Annotated in this window: 10 protein-coding genes; 7 read left to right on the plus strand and 3 right to left on the minus strand. The window is 56.9% G+C overall.

Going from position 1 to position 16,635, the window contains the following annotated elements:
- Positions 1-301 precede the first annotated feature (301 nt).
- From SCU88_RS04225 to SCU88_RS04235, 3 genes are all read right to left on the minus strand, one after another.
- Entirely contained in the window at positions 302-1,258 is a 957-nt protein-coding gene (locus SCU88_RS04225; protein WP_175340292.1) for a family 43 glycosylhydrolase, read from the minus strand.
- Complete coding sequence (locus SCU88_RS04230; RefSeq protein ID WP_138099153.1) at positions 1,255-2,667, minus strand: glycoside-pentoside-hexuronide (GPH):cation symporter; 1,413 nt, start codon at positions 2,665-2,667, stop codon at positions 1,255-1,257. The genes SCU88_RS04225 and SCU88_RS04230 overlap by 4 nt, the downstream gene beginning before the upstream one ends.
- A 168-nt stretch (positions 2,668-2,835) precedes the next feature.
- Positions 2,836-4,206: an amino acid permease gene (locus SCU88_RS04235; protein ID WP_175340291.1), complete on the minus strand. Its 1,371-nt coding sequence runs from the start codon at positions 4,204-4,206 to the stop codon at positions 2,836-2,838.
- A 536-nt stretch (positions 4,207-4,742) separates the two neighbouring features.
- Between SCU88_RS04235 and pdhR the strand changes: the two genes are divergently transcribed.
- The 7 genes from pdhR to SCU88_RS04270 all read left to right on the plus strand — a co-directional run bounded on the left by pdhR (position 4,743) and on the right by SCU88_RS04270 (position 16,489).
- Complete coding sequence (gene pdhR, locus SCU88_RS04240) at positions 4,743-5,507, plus strand: pyruvate dehydrogenase complex transcriptional repressor PdhR (protein ID WP_138095768.1); 765 nt, start codon at positions 4,743-4,745, stop codon at positions 5,505-5,507.
- A gap of 199 nt (positions 5,508-5,706) precedes the next feature.
- Entirely contained in the window at positions 5,707-8,370 is a 2,664-nt protein-coding gene (gene aceE, locus SCU88_RS04245; RefSeq protein ID WP_138095769.1) for a pyruvate dehydrogenase (acetyl-transferring), homodimeric type, read from the plus strand.
- Positions 8,371-8,384: 14 nt separating this feature from the next.
- Complete coding sequence (gene aceF / locus SCU88_RS04250; RefSeq protein ID WP_175340290.1) at positions 8,385-10,250, plus strand: pyruvate dehydrogenase complex dihydrolipoyllysine-residue acetyltransferase; 1,866 nt, start codon at positions 8,385-8,387, stop codon at positions 10,248-10,250.
- A gap of 240 nt (positions 10,251-10,490) precedes the next feature.
- On the plus strand, positions 10,491-11,915 hold the full coding sequence (lpdA, locus tag SCU88_RS04255; protein ID WP_175340433.1) for a dihydrolipoyl dehydrogenase: 1,425 nt from the start codon (positions 10,491-10,493) through the stop codon (positions 11,913-11,915).
- 226 nt (positions 11,916-12,141) lie between these two features.
- Complete coding sequence (locus SCU88_RS04260) at positions 12,142-13,668, plus strand: aldehyde dehydrogenase family protein (protein WP_175340289.1); 1,527 nt, start codon at positions 12,142-12,144, stop codon at positions 13,666-13,668.
- Entirely contained in the window at positions 13,655-15,088 is a 1,434-nt protein-coding gene (locus tag SCU88_RS04265) for an APC family permease (protein WP_138095772.1), read from the plus strand. The genes SCU88_RS04260 and SCU88_RS04265 overlap by 14 nt, the downstream gene beginning before the upstream one ends.
- An 18-nt stretch (positions 15,089-15,106) precedes the next feature.
- Entirely contained in the window at positions 15,107-16,489 is a 1,383-nt protein-coding gene (locus tag SCU88_RS04270; RefSeq protein ID WP_175340288.1) for an aspartate aminotransferase family protein, read from the plus strand.
- The last annotated feature ends 146 nt before the right edge of the window (positions 16,490-16,635 follow it).

Genomic DNA, 16,635 nt, shown 5'->3' on the forward strand with positions numbered 1-16,635 from the left:
GGGCTTACTTGCTTGCTACGTTGATTACCACTGAGAGCGAGTTGTTGGTGATATTCCAGCCCCCATTCCCGGGTGATGACAACGCACCAGAGACAACGAGCACGATACAAAAGTATCGTTCCATTGCGCGGTCCTTGCACAGACCGCTTCGCTTTGACATCACCGGTGATCTCGCAACGAATGCAAGCACGGGGTCGTGCCTGCATTTTGTTGGTAACGAAACTCTGCCGGAAGGGCCGCTTACCCGACCAGCACAAAAAAACCGCCTTAAATGGCGGTTTTTTTGTGTCTCTGCACAGTGTCAGTCATGCTCTGGCTGCGGCGTACCAAACTGCGGCATGCCTTGTTTATCCCATTCAAACAGCTGTACCCGGGTATGGCGATTCGGATCGTAGAGCGGATCGCCTTCAATTTCGGTGTAATTGCGGGCGTGAAAGACCAGGACATCTCGTCCGTCCCGTGTGGTGGTAAAGCTGTTGTGGCCGGGCCCGAACTGGCGGTTTTCCCAATTGGTGGTAAAGACTGGCTGCGGTGACTTATGCCAGTTGGCCGGATTCAGCGGACAGGCTTCCATATCTATCCACAGTAGCCCCATACAGTAGTTTTCGTCGGTAGCACTGGCGGAATAGCTGATGAACAATCGGTTACCGTGAGTGACTACTGCCGGTCCCTCGTTAACCAGAAAACCGCGGCACTCCCATTCGAATTCCGGCCTGCTGAGCATGACGGGTTCGCCTTTAAGGGTCCATGGATTTTCCAGCTCCGCCAGGTAGATATTGGAGTTACCCGGAATATCCGGCGCCTTTTGCGCCCACAGATACCACTGCCTGCCCTGATGATGGAATGTGGTGGCGTCCAGAGCGAAAGTATCCCAGGGGGTGACCACCTGACCCTTTTCGATCCAGTGGCCGGTCAGGGGATCGGCATCGGCGCACTCCAGCGCAAACATCCGGTGCTGGAACATATTTAAGGCATCCAGCGTCTTAGTGGCGGCGGCGGCAAAATAGATATACCAGCGGCCGTCAATATGGTGCAGTTCCGGCGCCCAGATAAGCTGGCTCATCGGCCCGCTTTGCGGCTTACGCCATACCACTACCGGCTGCGCTGCCGGTAGTTTTTCAATGTCGGTAGCGTAGCGGATCTCCAGCCGGTCATACTCCGGCACTGAGGCGATAAAATAGTAGCCGTCGCCGTGGCGCAGAATAAAGGGGTCGGCGCGCTGTTCAATCAGCGGATTAGGCCAGGGAGAAGGAGTCATAGCGCTTTCCTTACGATATCAGTTGCGGGTTTCTGTTCTTGCCAGTCGCTCAGCTCCTGATAGCTGGCGCGGCGCTTTTCGAGATCGGCCTGGATGCGCTGCATCAGCGTGCGATCCACTTTCAGCATGCGTACCACGATGGCGGTAATAAAGTAGCCAATGCCGGGAATTACGGTGAATAGCAGCACGATACCGTTCAGGGCAGGTGCGCTCTGCTGTTTCAAAGAGGCGTCGTAACCAAACCAGGAGAGCAGGAAGCCGACCATGGCACCCGCGACGGCCAGCCCTACCTTAAGGAAGAACAGGTTGCCGGAAAAGCTGATGCCGGTAATACGTTTGCCGGTCTTCCACTCGCCGTAGTCGTCCACGTCGGCCATCAGTGACCAGTGCAGCGGCGAAGGAATCTGATGCAGGATGTTAAGCAGGAAGTACATCACCATGATAAGCGTGACGGCGTGAGGATTCAGGAAATAAAAACCACAGGAGAAGAGGGCCAGCGCGATATTGGTCCAGAAGAACACTTTGAGTTTGCACCAGCGGTCGGTCAGCGGTTTTGCCAGGGCGCTACCGATCATCATACCGACCACCCCCAGGCTGATAAACAGGGTGGCGAAGCTGGTGCTCTGTTGCATAACCCAGGTGACGTAGTACATGGTGGCCGCCATACGGATAAACCCCGGGCAGACGTTGCACAGCGTCAGTAGCAGGATGCGTACCCACTGATCGTTTTTCCAGACGTCTTTCAGGTCCGCTTTCATGGCGTCACGGGCCGGTACTGCCGGGCGAATACGTTCGCGTACCGTGGTAAAGCAGAACAGGAACATGCACATGCCCAACAGCGCCAGCACCGTCATCGCCAGCTGGTAGCCTTTGGCTTTATCGCCGCCGCCGAACCACTCCACCAGCGGCAGCAATGACAGAGAAAGAATCAGCGTGGCGATGCCCACCAGAATAAAACGGTAGGACTGGCAGGCGACTCGCTCGCCGGGATCGCTGGTGATGACACTGCCCAGCGAGCAGTAGGGGATGTTGATGGCGGTATAGGTGATCGACAGCAGGAAATAGGTGACAAAGGCATAGATAACCTTGCTGTTATAGCCCCAGTCCGGCGTGGTGAACATCAGGATACTGAACAGGGCAAACGGCAAAGACATCCACAGCAACCATGGACGAAAACGCCCCCAGCGGCTGTGGGTTCGATCGGCAATTGCGCCCATAATGGGGTCGGTGATGGCATCGATAATACGGGTTGAGAGCAGTAGTACCCCCACCAGCGCCGGAGCCAGGCCAAAGACGTCAGTATAAAAATAGTTAACAAACAGCATGATGGCGCCGAAAATAATGTTGCACCCGGCGTCACCCATTCCATAGCCAATCTTTTCTTTTACGGATAATTTGCCGCTTTCCATCTTACGCATCTCCGATACAGGGTATGGACAGGATTATTGGCTGTTACGGTGCCTGGTGCGCAGAAGGATAGCGTCACAGAGATGGACGATCGTGTTGTGAATAACAAAGTGTGAAGAAGATAACAGAGCGCCCGGACCATTTCTGGCGCCGGGCGTGGAAAAAGAGGGTTACTGTGTCTTCAGCGCTTTCTGGCCACGCTGCTTCAGAAAGTAGCCGATAGCGAGGAATACCAGCCAGAAGGGGATCATGATGACCGACTCGCGCATACCGGCGTGGATACTCATAATCACCAGGATTCCTGCCAGGAAGACCAGGCACAGCCAGTTGCCGAAGGGGTACCACATGGCCTTAAAGCGGGTCTCAACGCCCTGTTGCGCCTTGCTGCGGCGGAACTTAAGGTGCGAGATACTGATCATTGCCCAGTTGATGACCAGCGCGGCCACCACCAGGGTCATCAGGAAGCCGAAGGCTTTGCCTGGCATCAGATAGTTGATCAGCACGCAGAGCGCGGTGGCCGCTGCGGAAACGCCCAGAGCGATATAGGGCACGCCGCGGCGATCCACTTTCAGCAGCGATTTGGGGCCGTTCCCCTGTTTTGCCAGACCGAATAGCATACGGCTGTTGCAGTAAACGCAACTGTTGTACACCGACAGGGCCGCCGTCAGTACCACCACGTTCAGGACGTTGGCGATCAGGTTGCTGTTCAGGTCATGGAAGATCATCACGAACGGGCTGCTACCTTCCACCACTTTGCCCCAGGGATACAGGGAGAGCAGAACGGTCAGGGAGCCAATATAGAAAATCAGTACGCGCCAGATAACCTGGTTGGTCGCCTGGGGAATGGTTTTCTCCGGGTTATCCGCTTCGGCGGCGGTGATCCCTACCAGCTCAAGTCCGCCGAATGAGAACATAATCACCGCCATCGCCATCACCAGTCCGGTAACGCCATAGGGGAAGAAGCCGCCTTCGTTCCAGAGATTGGTTACGCTGGCCTGGGGGCCGCCGTTACCGCTCAACAGCAGGTATGCGCCGAAGGCGATCATGCCGATAATCGCCACCACTTTGATAATGGCGAACCAGAATTCCATCTCGCCGTAGATTTTGACGTTAGACAGGTTGATGAGGTTAATCACCACAAAGAAGCCCAGCGCCGATATCCAGGTGGGGATCTCTGGCCACCAGTACTGGATGTATTTGCCCACGGCGGTGAGCTCCGCCATCGCGACCAGCACGTAGAGCACCCAGTAGTTCCAGCCAGAGGCGAAACCGGCGAAATCGCCCCAGTATTTATAGGCGAAGTGGCTGAATGAACCTGCGACCGGCTCTTCCACCACCATTTCCCCTAACTGACGCATAATCAGGAAAGCGATGAAGCCGCCGATCGCATAGCCCAGGATAACCGACGGGCCGGCCATTTTGATGGTGTCAGCTATCCCCAGGAACAGACCGGTGCCGATGGCACCGCCCAGCGCGATAAGCTGAATATGGCGATTTTTCAGGCCGCGCTTAAGCGAGTCGCCGTGCTGTTGACCTTCCATTATGAAACCTCGTATGTGGTAAAACGCCGATTTTCAGCGTTAATGTAACCCTGCTTTTTGTAGGTTGTATTCATTTGTTTACGGATCCGGTTTCGTTATTTATCGGCTTCCGGTTCCGTTCGGCAAAGAATAGTGATAAGCGGCGCCAAATGCACCTGGTTTCTGAGTGGGGAGCGGCGGTGTGTCTAAAAAGAGAGCGTTTGACGCTATCAGGTGAGCTATGTTCCAGAATGCTCGCCAGGTGTTAAAGCGTTTTTAATGAATAATTATTCGTATTTTTCTTTGTTGAATCGGTTCAGATTGCCCTGGTTTTGCGTCTTTATTGTTAAGATTTGTCAGGTTATTCGTAATGCCGTTATTTTTATGTGGTTATTGAGGTGAAATGCATAATCTGTAATCTTGTTAAAAAGTGTCGGCTTTCCTGATTTCAATCAAACCAGGATAGACAGAAGGTGAATACTTTGTTACTTTAGCGTCACGAACATGAAATTGGTATGACCAATTGACTCCGCGGTTATGGCAAAGAATAGGGAACTATGGCCTACAGCAAAATCCGCCAACCAAAATTATCAGATGTGATTGAGCAGCAGCTGGAGTTTCTGATTCTTGAGGGGACGTTGCGCCCCGGTGAAAAACTTCCTCCTGAGCGTGAGCTGGCTCGCCAGTTTGACGTTTCCCGCCCTTCACTGCGCGAGGCTATTCAACGCCTTGAGGCAAAAGGGCTGCTGCTGCGCCGCCAGGGCGGCGGTACCTTTGTACAAAGTAGTCTGTGGCAGAGCTTCAGCGATCCGCTGGTGGAGTTGCTGACCGACCATCCCGAATCTCAGTTTGATCTCCTGGAGACCCGTCACGCGCTGGAAGGCATTGCGGCTTACTATGCGGCACTGCGCGCCAACGAAGAGGATCGGGCACGCATTCGCGTCTGCCACGAAGAGATCGAACGAGCCCAGAAGGCCGGGGATCTGGATGTTGAATCCAGCGCCGTCGTTAAGTATCAAATCGCCGTGACGGAAGCGGCACACAACGTAGTACTGCTTCATTTGCTACGCTGCATGGAGCCGATGCTGGCGCAGAATGTTCGACAGAATTTTGAATTGCTCTATGCGAGGCGCGAGATGCTGCCTCTCGTGAGCAGCCATCGCGCCCGAATTTTCGAGGCGATTATGGCGGGGGAGCCGGAGCAGGCGCGTGAAGCCTCGCACCGCCACCTCTCCTTTATTGAGGAAATCTTGCTGGATCGCAGCCGTGAGCAAAGCCGACGCGAACGCTCAATGCGCCGCCTGCAGCAACGTAAGGATTAGAGTTTGTGCGAGGGCCGTGGCCCGTGCTTCGGCGGTCGTCGGGCGCAGGAACAGGGGGCTCGCTGTAAGCTCAAAAAAGCGCCCATTTTTAGAGCGCGGCAACTAGACGCAGAACCTGTCTTATTGTGCTTTGGTAAGTCAGAGTGCAATGGGACAGGTTCCAGCATAATCAACGTATTAGATAGATAAGGAATACCCCATGTCAGAACGTTTACAGAATGACGTGGATCCGATCGAAACTCGCGACTGGCTACAGGCGATCGAATCGGTCATCCGTGAAGAAGGCGTTGAGCGCGCCCAGTTCCTGATTGACAACCTGCTGAACGAAGCCCGTAAAGGCGGCGTTAGCGTTGCCGCAGGCGCTGGGTCTACAGGTTATATCAACAGCATTAATGTTGATGATGAACCGGAATATCCGGGTAACCTGGACCTGGAACGTCGCATCCGTTCTGCGATTCGCTGGAACGCTATCATGACCGTGCTGCGTGCCTCCAAGAAAGATCTGGAGCTGGGTGGCCACATGGCATCCTATCAGTCCTCTGCCACCGTTTATGAAGTGTGTTTTAACCACTTCTTCCGCGCTCGCAATGAAAAAGACGGCGGCGACCTGGTTTACTTCCAGGGCCATATCTCCCCGGGCGTTTACGCGCGTGCTTTCCTGGAAGGTCGCCTGACCGAAGAACAGATGAACAACTTCCGTCAGGAAGTTCACGGTAACGGTCTGTCTTCCTATCCGCACCCGAAACTGATGCCGGAATTCTGGCAGTTCCCGACCGTTTCTATGGGTCTGGGTCCGATCGGCGCCATCTATCAGGCGAAATTCCTGAAGTACCTTGAGCACCGCGGCCTGAAAGACACCTCCGCTCAGACCGTTTACGCCTTCCTGGGCGACGGCGAGATGGACGAGCCGGAATCCAAGGGCGCAATCACCATCGCAACCCGTGAAAAGCTGGACAACCTGGTCTTCATCATCAACTGTAACCTGCAGCGTCTGGATGGACCGGTCACCGGTAACGGCAAGATCATCAACGAACTGGAAGGCATCTTCGGCGGCGCCGGTTGGGAAGTGATCAAGGTTATCTGGGGCGGACGCTGGGACGAGCTGCTGCGTAAAGATACCAGCGGTAAGTTGATGCAGCTGATGGGCGAAACCGTCGACGGTGACTATCAGACCTTTAAATCGAAAGATGGCGCTTACGTGCGTGAGCACTTCTTTAACAAGTATCCGGAAACCGCCGCACTGGTGAAAGACTGGTCCGACGATGAAATCTGGGCGCTGAACCGCGGCGGTCACGATCCGAAGAAAATCTACGCGGCACTGAAGAAAGCGCAGGACACCAAAGGCAAACCGATCGTCATCCTGGCCCACACCATCAAGGGCTACGGCATGGGCGACACCGCCGAAGGCAAGAACATCGCTCACCAGGTGAAGAAAATGAACATGGACGGCGTTCGCTATGTGCGCGACCGTTTCAATGTGCCGGTGGCCGATGCCGATATCGAAAAACTGCCGTACGTCACCTTCCCGGAAGAGTCCGAGGAGATGAAGTACCTGCGCGCCCAGCGTGAGAAGCTGAATGGCTACCTGCCGACCCGCAGCACCCACTTCAGCGAAAAACTGGATCTGCCGACCCTGGAAGATTTCACTGCGCTGCTGGAAGAGCAGAACAAAGAGATCTCCACCACTATCGCCTTTGTGCGTGCCCTGAACGTGATGCTGAAGAACAAGTCGATCAAAGATCGTCTGGTGCCGATCATCGCCGATGAAGCGCGTACTTTCGGTATGGAAGGTCTGTTCCGTCAGATTGGTATCTACAGCCCGAACGGCCAGCAGTACACTCCGCAGGACCGTGAGCAGGTGGCTTACTACAAAGAAGACGAGAAAGGTCAGATTCTGCAGGAAGGCATTAACGAGCTGGGTGCTGGCGCATCCTGGCTGGCGGCTGCCACCTCTTACAGCACCAACGACCTGCCGATGATCCCGTTCTACATCTACTACTCGATGTTCGGGTTCCAGCGTATCGGCGATCTGTGCTGGGCAGCAGGCGATCAGCAGGCTCGCGGCTTCCTGATTGGCGGTACTTCCGGTCGTACTACGCTTAACGGCGAAGGTCTGCAGCACGAAGATGGCCACAGCCACATTCAGTCGCTGACCATCCCGAACTGTATCTCTTACGATCCGGCTTACGCCTACGAAGTGGCGATCATCATGCATGATGGTCTGCACCGCATGTATGGCGAACAGCAGGAGAACGTTTACTACTACATCACTACGCTGAACGAAAACTACCACATGCCGGCGATGCCGGAGGGTGCCGAAGAGGGTATCCGTAAGGGTATCTACAAGCTGGAAACCCTGGAAGGTAGCAAAGGTAAGGTTCAGCTGATGGGCTCTGGCTCCATCCTGCGTCACGTGCGTGAAGCCGCGCAGATTCTGGCCAAAGACTACGGCGTGGGTTCTGACGTGTATAGCGTCACCTCCTTCACTGAGCTTGCCCGCGACGGTCAGGACTGTGAGCGCTGGAACATGCTGCACCCGCTGGAAACCCCGCGCGTGCCGTATATCGCTCAGGTGATGAACGATGCTCCGGCAGTCGCTTCTACTGACTATATGAAACTGTTCGCCGAGCAGGTTCGTACCTACGTACCGGCCGATGACTATCGCGTGCTGGGTACCGACGGGTTCGGCCGCTCCGACAGCCGTGAGAACCTGCGTCACCACTTCGAGGTTGATGCCTCCTACGTGGTGGTAGCGGCTCTGGGCGAACTGGCTAAACGTGGTGAGATCGATGCGAAAGTGGTGGCTGAAGCCATCAAGAAATTCGACATCGATGCAGATAAAGTCAACCCGCGTCTGGCATAAGAGGTAAACAGATAATGGCAATCGAAATCAACGTACCGGATATTGGCGCCGACGAGGTCGAGGTCACGGAGATCCTGGTGAAAGTGGGTGACAAAGTTGAAGTTGAACAGTCACTCATCACCGTAGAGGGCGACAAAGCCTCTATGGAAGTCCCCTCGCCGCAGGCGGGGGTGATCAAGGAGATCAAAGTGGCCGTGGGTGACAAAGTCGCCACTGGATCCCTGATTATGGTTTTCGATTCCGCCGATGGCGCAGCTGCTGCTGCGCCCGCGCAGGAAGAGAAGAAAGAAGCCGCAGCACCGGCCGCCGCCAGTGCTGCTAAAGAAGTCATGGTACCGGATATCGGCGACGACGAAGTCGAAGTCACCGAAGTCATGGTCAAGCCTGGCGATAAAGTTGAAGCAGAGCAGTCGCTGATCGTCGTAGAAGGCGATAAAGCCTCTATGGAAGTGCCGGCACCGTTCGCGGGCGTGGTGAAAGAGCTGAAGATAGCCGTGGGCGACAAGGTGAAAACCGGTTCGCTTATCATGGTCTTCGAAGTGGCGGGCGAGGGCGCTGCTGCGCCAGCACCGGCTGCTGAAGCCGCTCCGGCGGCCGCACCTGCCGCTTCTGCTGCCAAAGAGGTTAACGTACCGGATATCGGCGGTGATGAAGTCGAAGTGACCGAAGTGATGGTCAAGCCTGGCGATAAAGTTGAAGCCGAGCAGTCGCTGATTGTCGTAGAAGGCGATAAAGCCTCTATGGAAGTACCGGCACCGTTCGCGGGCGTGGTGAAAGAGCTGAAGATAGCCGTGGGCGACAAGGTGAAAACCGGTTCGCTTATCATGGTCTTCGAAGTCGCAGGCGCCGCACCGGCACCGGCACCGGCTGCAGCCCCTGCGAAGCAGGAAGCCGCGCCAGCCGCTGCTCCGGCATCTAAGCCTGCCGCTGCCGGTAAGTCCGAGTTCGCCGAGAACGACGCCTACGTACACGCCACTCCGCTGATCCGCCGCCTGGCGCGCGAATTCGGCGTGAACCTGGCGAAAGTGAAAGGCACTGGCCGTAAAGGACGTATCCTGCGTGAAGACGTTCAGGCTTACGTGAAAGACGCTATCAAGCGCGCTGAGTCTGCACCGGCAGCCAGCGGCGGCGGCCTGCCGGGCATGCTGCCGTGGCCGAAAGTGGACTTCAGCAAGTTTGGTGAAATCGAAGAAGTGGAGCTGGGCCGTATCCAGAAGATCTCTGGTGCTAACCTGAGCCGTAACTGGGTGATGATCCCGCACGTAACCCACTTCGACAAAACCGATATCACCGATCTGGAAGCTTTCCGTAAGCAGCAGAACGCCGAAGCTCAGAAGAAGAAACTGGACGTGAAGATCACGCCGGTCGTCTTCATCATGAAGGCCGTAGCTGCCGCGCTGGAGCAGATGCCGCGCTTTAACAGTTCGTTGTCTGAAGACGGTCAGAAGCTGACGCTGAAGAAATACATCAACATCGGCGTAGCGGTGGATACCCCGAATGGCCTGGTGGTTCCGGTATTCAAGGATGTTAACAAGAAAGGCATCATTGAACTGTCCCACGAACTGATGGCGACCTCTAAGAAGGCACGCGACGGTAAGCTGACGGCCGGCGATATGCAGGGCGGCTGCTTCACCATTTCGAGCCTTGGCGGTCTGGGGACCACCCACTTCGCGCCTATTGTTAACGCGCCGGAAGTGGCCATCCTTGGCGTTTCCCGCTCCTCTATGGAGCCGGTATGGAACGGTCAGGAGTTCAAACCGCGTCTGATGATGCCTATCTCGCTCTCTTTCGATCACCGGGTGATCGATGGCGCAGACGGGGCGCGTTTCATCACTATCATCAATAACCTGCTGTCTGACATTCGCCGTCTGGTGATGTAACAGCGAGCTAAAAAGCCGGCCCTTACTGGCCGGCTTTTTTCTGGTAATCTCAGGCTGTCATCGGAGGTTGCCAGAGCCGAAAGCACAATTCGTTTGCCGCTTGTTGTTTCAAAAATGTTAACAATTTTGTAAACTATTGCGGCAAGATACGTCCCGGTGGAAGAGGGCGTTGATAAAAAATGTACCCCCAGGGGGTACGACAGACGTCAGACCCGCCGGATATAAATTTAAGAGGTCATGATGAGTACTGAAATCAAAACTCAGGTCGTGGTACTTGGGGCAGGCCCGGCAGGTTATTCCGCCGCCTTTCGTTGCGCTGACTTAGGGCTGGAAACTGTACTGGTAGAACGCTACAACACCCTGGGCGGGGTGTGTCTGAACGTTGGCTGTATCCCTTCTAAAGCGCTGCTGCACGTAGCGAAAGTGATCGAAGAAGCGAAAGCGCTGGCCGACCACGGCATCGTTTTCGGCGAACCGAAGACCGACATCAACAAAATCCGTACCTGGAAAGAGAAGGTCATCACCCAACTGACCGGCGGCCTGGCAGGCATGGCTAAAGGTCGTAAAGTGAAGGTGGTTAACGGCCTGGGCCAGTTCACCGGCGCCAACACCCTGGAAGTCGATGGCGAAGGCGGCAAGACCGTGATTAACTTCGACAACGCCATTATCGCCGCGGGCTCCCGCCCGATCGAACTGCCGTTTATCCCGCATGATGACCCGCGCGTATGGGACTCCACCGATGCGCTGGAGCTGAAAGAAGTGCCTGAGCGCCTGCTGATCATGGGCGGCGGTATCATCGGCCTGGAAATGGGCACCGTCTACCACGCGCTGGGCTCTCAGATTGACGTGGTTGAGATGTTCGACCAGGTGATTCCGGCTGCCGATAAAGACGTGGTGAAAGTGTTCACCAAGCGTATCAGCAAGCAGTTCAACCTGATGCTGGAAACCAAAGTGACCGCCGTTGAAGCGAAGAAAGACGGTATCTACGTCACGATGGAAGGTAAAAAAGCACCTGCTGAGCCGCAGCGTTACGACGCCGTACTGGTCGCTATCGGCCGTACCCCGAACGGTAAGCTGATTGATGCAGGTCTTGCGGGCGTGGAAGTGGACGATCGCGGCTTTATCCGCGTCGACAAGCAGATGCGTACCAATGTGCCGCACATCTACGCTATCGGCGATATCGTCGGTCAGCCGATGCTGGCGCACAAAGGGGTGCATGAAGGCCACGTGGCTGCGGAAGTTATCTCCGGCAAGAAACACTACTTCGACCCGAAAGTGATTCCGTCCATCGCTTACACCGAGCCGGAAGTGGCATGGGTGGGTCTGACCGAGAAAGAAGCCAAAGAGAAAGGCATCAGCTATGAGACCGCCACCTTCCCGTGGGCGGCATCTGGCCGTGCTATCGCTTCTGACTGTGCAGACGGTATGACCAAGCTTATCTTCGATAAAGAGAGCCATCGCGTGATCGGCGGCGCCATTGTGGGCACCAACGGCGGCGAACTGCTGGGCGAAATCGGCCTGGCTATCGAGATGGGCTGCGATGCGGAAGATATCGCGCTGACCATCCACGCGCACCCGACGCTGCATGAATCCGTGGGTCTGGCCTCCGAAATCTTCGAAGGCAGCATCACCGACCTGCCGAACCCGAAAGCGAAGAAGAAGTAGTTCTCCTTCAATATCAGGTTCTGAAACCGGGCGCCGCAAGGCCCCGGTTTTTTCTTCCTTTACCATAATCTCCCGCGTACCTCCCTGCTTTGAAAAGCTTTTTTATCGTCTGACGCCATATTTTTACTCATTTTCCCTGTCGGATCGGCGTAGTAGCATGCATCGAATTCCTTACATTATCTAAACAAAAATTTTACAAGCTTGTTGGTTAATAGAGGGGTATGGCATGTGGACGTTGAGTGAGTGGAAGAAACGCGCAGCACAGCAGCGTTTCATCTGTCAGGCACAGATAGAGGGTAAAGCCTGCGACGCGAAGTCGGGACAGACTTTCGCGGTGATCAACCCGGCCACGGATCAGATTCTGGCGCAGGTCGCCGAGTGCGGTGACGATGAAGTGGAACGGGCGGTGCGTGCGGCTCGCCGCGCATATCAGCGCGGCATCTGGGCCAGGCAGTCGCCGACGGCGCGTAAAGCGGTGCTGTTGCGCCTTAGCGAGCTGATTATGCAGCATCGTGACGAACTGGCGCTGCTGGATTCGCTCAGCATGGGCAAACCGGTGATGGAAGCCTGGCAGCTCGATATTCCCGGCACCGCCCACTTCTTCAGCTGGTATGCCGAAAGTCTGGATAAAATCTACGGTCAGGTAGCGCCCACCGCGGCGGATGCCGTCGCCACGGTCACCCGCAGTCCGCTTGGCGTGGTGGCGGCCATTGTGCCCTGGAACTTCCCGCTGGAGATGGCGGCGTGGAAGGTGGCGCCTGCGCTGGCGGCAGGGAACAGCGTGTTGCTTAAGCCTGCGGAGCAGTCGCCGTTTTCGGCCCTGCGTCTGGCGGAACTGGCGCTGGAGGCTGGAATACCTGAAGGAGTCTTTAACGTGCTGCCTGGCACCGGCGCGGTCACCGGTCAGGCGCTGGGGCGGCATCCGGATATCGACTGTCTGGTATTTACCGGCTCGACCCGGACCGGTAAACGGCTGATGGAATATGCCGGGCAGTCCAACCTTAAGCAGGTATGGCTGGAGTGCGGCGGTAAGAGCCCCAATCTTATTTTCGCCGACTGCCACGACCTGGGTCTGGCGGCGGAAAATGCCGCCCGCGCCATCTTCTATAACCAGGGGGAAGTCTGTTCGGCCAACTCGCGGCTGCTGGTTGAGCGCCCGATTTACGAGGCCGTTGTCGAACGTCTGGTCGCTCTGGCCGCCGAATGGACGCCCGGCGATCCGCTGGACCCGAACAGCCGCGCCGGTGCCATGGTGGATGCCCGCCAGACGGCGAAAGTGATGGATTCTATCGCTGAGGCCCGGCGTCAGGGGGCGCGCCTGGTCTGCGGTGGCGAGCGTCTTACCATTAACGGCGTGACGAATTATATCCAGCCGACGATTTTTACCGATGTCGCGCCAGATTCATTACTGGCCCGCGAAGAGATCTTCGGCCCGGTGCTGGCCGTACAGCCCTTCGATAGCGAACAGCAGGCGATTGCCATGGCCAATGACTCCCACTACGGCCTGGCGGCGTCGGTGTGGAGCGGCTCGTTGAACCGCGCCCACCGGGTGGCTCAGGCGCTGGAGGTTGGTACGGTGTCGGTCAACACCGTCGATGCGCTGGATATCTGCGTACCCTTTGGCGGCGGTAAACAGTCGGGCTTCGGGCGCGATCTGTCGCTGCACTCTTTCGATAAATACACTCAGCTAAAAACCACCTGGATTCAGTTGCACCAGTCTGCTGCGCCGGGAGGTGATTATGAAGCGGGATAACGCCAGTAAGCTGGGTTTTTTCTCTCTGTTGTCGGTGTCCGTAGGGCTGGTGGTTTCCCAGGGCGTGATGGTGATGATGCTGCACGGCGTGGGCATGGCGGGCCTCAGCTTTGTGCTGCCGCTGGCACTCGCCTGGCTACTGGCGCTGACCTACGCCTGTTCGTTTTCGGAACTGGCGCTGATGATCCCCCGGGCCGGTAGTTTGTGCAGTTATACCGAGGTGGCGCTGGGCCACTTCCCGGCGATTGTCGCCACTTTCTCCGGCTATATCGTGGTGGCGATGTTCGCGCTTTCCGCCGAGCTGCTGCTGCTCAATCTGGTGATTAGCAGTCTGTTCCCGGCGCTGGTGCTGCCGCCGATGGCGCTGGCCATGGGAATTCTGGTGCTGTTCACCCTGTTGAATCTGCTTAATATCGATATCTTCGCCCGTCTGCAGTCGGCGCTGGCGGTAGTGATGATTGTCACCCTGGTGCTGCTTGGGGTGTGCGCGATTGGCAGCGATCAGGCTACGCCCGTTAGCGCGCTGATGACGCAGCAGAGCGCCGCGCCTATGGGATGGGGCGTCATTGTGCTGGTGGCCGCGGCTATTTGGGGTTTTGTCGGCGCCGAATTTGTCTGCCCGCTGGTAGAGCAGACCCGGCAACCGCAGCGCAATATTCCCCGCTCGATGATGGTTGGTCTGACGGTGATCTTCCTGACTGTGCTGCTGTACGGTCTGGGTGCCCTGATGGTGCTGCCGCGGGAGCAACTGGTGAATAACAACCTGCCCCACTATCTGTTCGCTATCCACGTATTCGGCCATACCGGCAAGGTGCTGCTGCTGGCGGCAGCGGTGACGGCCACCTGTAGCACCCTCAACTCTTCGCTGGCGACCATCTCGCGCATGCTGAGCGGTATGGCGGAAAACGGCCAGGCCTTTACCTGCTTTAAAGCGCACAGCGCTCGCACCGGCGCCCCCTGGGTCGCGGTGCTGTTTGTGGCGCTGATTACCGGCCTGCCGATGCTGCTGATGAACGGCGATGCGGTGGAGATTCTGCTGCTGGCCGCCGCGCTGTGCTGGCTGCTGGCTTATATCGTCGCCCACGTGAATGTCATGGTGCTGCGCCGTCGCTATCCCGACCTGAAGCGTCCGTTTCGCACGCCGCTCTATCCGCTGCCGCAACTGCTTGGAATCGCCGGCATGCTGTACGCCATGTGGAATGCATCGCCTTCACCGGAGATGACCGCTGAAATCTTCGGCTATGCCGGTGGCGTACTGGCGCTGGTGGCCGTTATCGCCGCGCTGTGGATTGTGTTTGTAATGCGTAAACCGCTGTTCACGCCCGAGCCGCTGGAGCAGGCACTGCATCCGTCCCGTACGGAAGTCGCCAACGCCGCCAGGCCGGTACTGAACCGGGCGGAAACCGAGAACAATGCCTGATAACCAATGGAGAATCAGATGAAAATGCAGAGTAACGACAGCTACAGCACCGAAGTCTGGCAGACCATGGATGCCGCACACCATATCCACGCCTTTGTCGACCAGAAGAAGCTCAACGCCGAAGGGCCGCGGGTGATCGTCAAAGGCGAGGGGATGTATCTGTGGGACAGCGAAGGTAAGCGCTATCTCGATGGCATGTCCGGACTGTGGTGCACTCAACTGGGCTACGGGCGTCGGGATCTTATTGAGGCGGCCAGCCGCCAGATGGAGCAGCTCTCCTACTACAACATGTTCTTCCACACCACGCACCCGGCGGTGGTCGAGCTTTCCGAACTGCTGTTCAGCCTGCTGCCCGGGCGTTACAGCCACGTGATTTATACCAATTCCGGCTCTGAATCCAACGAAGTGCTGATCCGCACCGTGCGTCGTTTCTGGCAGGTGGTCGGTAAACCCAGCAAACGCATTATGATTGGCCGCTGGAATGGTTATCACGGCTCTACGCTGGCCGCCACCGCCATGGGCGGCATGAAGTTTATGCATGAGATGGGCGGTATGCTGCCCGATATCGCCCATATCGATGAACCGTACTGGTACGCTCACGGTGGCGATATGACGCCCGAAGAGTTTGGCCTGCGCTGTGCCCGCCAGCTGGAAGAGAAAATTCTGGCGCTGGGCAGCGACAACGTGGCAGGTTTTGTCGCCGAACCCTTCCAGGGGGCGGGGGGGATGATCTTCCCGCCGGAAAGCTACTGGCCGGAGATCCAGCGCATCTGCCGTAAGTATGATGTGCTGCTGTGCGCCGATGAAGTTATCGGCGGCTTTGGGCGCTGCGGCGAGTGGTTCGCCCATCAGCACTTCGGCTTCGAACCGGATACCGTCTCCATCGCCAAGGGGCTGACCTCTGGCTATGTGCCAATGGGCGGGCTGGTGCTCTCCCGGCGGATGGCAGAAGCGCTGGTGGAGCAGGGCGGCGTGTTCGCGCACGGCCTGACCTATTCCGGTCACCCGGTAGCGGCCGCAGTGGCTATCGCTAACCTGAAAGCGCTGCGCGACGAGCAGATCGTCGAGCGGGTTAAGACGGATACCGGCCCTTATCTGCAGCGCTGCCTGCGGGAACTGTTTAGCGATCACCCGCTGGTGGGCGAGATTCAGGGGACGGGTATGGTGGCCGCGCTGCAACTGGCGGACGATAAAGCCACCCGCAAGCGGTTTGAAAAAGAGGATGAGATTAGCTGGCGTTGCCGGACCCTGGGATTCGAGGAAGGTGTGATCATCCGCTCTACCCTGGGGCGCATGATTATGGCGCCAGCGCTGGTGGCGAGCCATGCCGAAATCGACGAGCTGCTGGATAAGACCCGGCGGGCTATGGATCGCACTGCGCAATCCTTAGATCGGGGATAATCTTCGGGCGCCGGATCCCGGATTCGGCGCCTTCCGTGAATTAAATTCCGGTTATGCTTTATTAAAGAATGATAACCTGCGCTCAGGGATAGCAGTGCCCCTGCAAAGGCCAAAAGCGGCGCGAAGGCCGGAGCTACGGGGATAAC

The organism is Jejuibacter sp. L23, assembly GCF_050815825.1.
Taxonomy (GTDB): domain Bacteria; phylum Pseudomonadota; class Gammaproteobacteria; order Enterobacterales; family Enterobacteriaceae; genus Jejubacter; species Jejubacter calystegiae.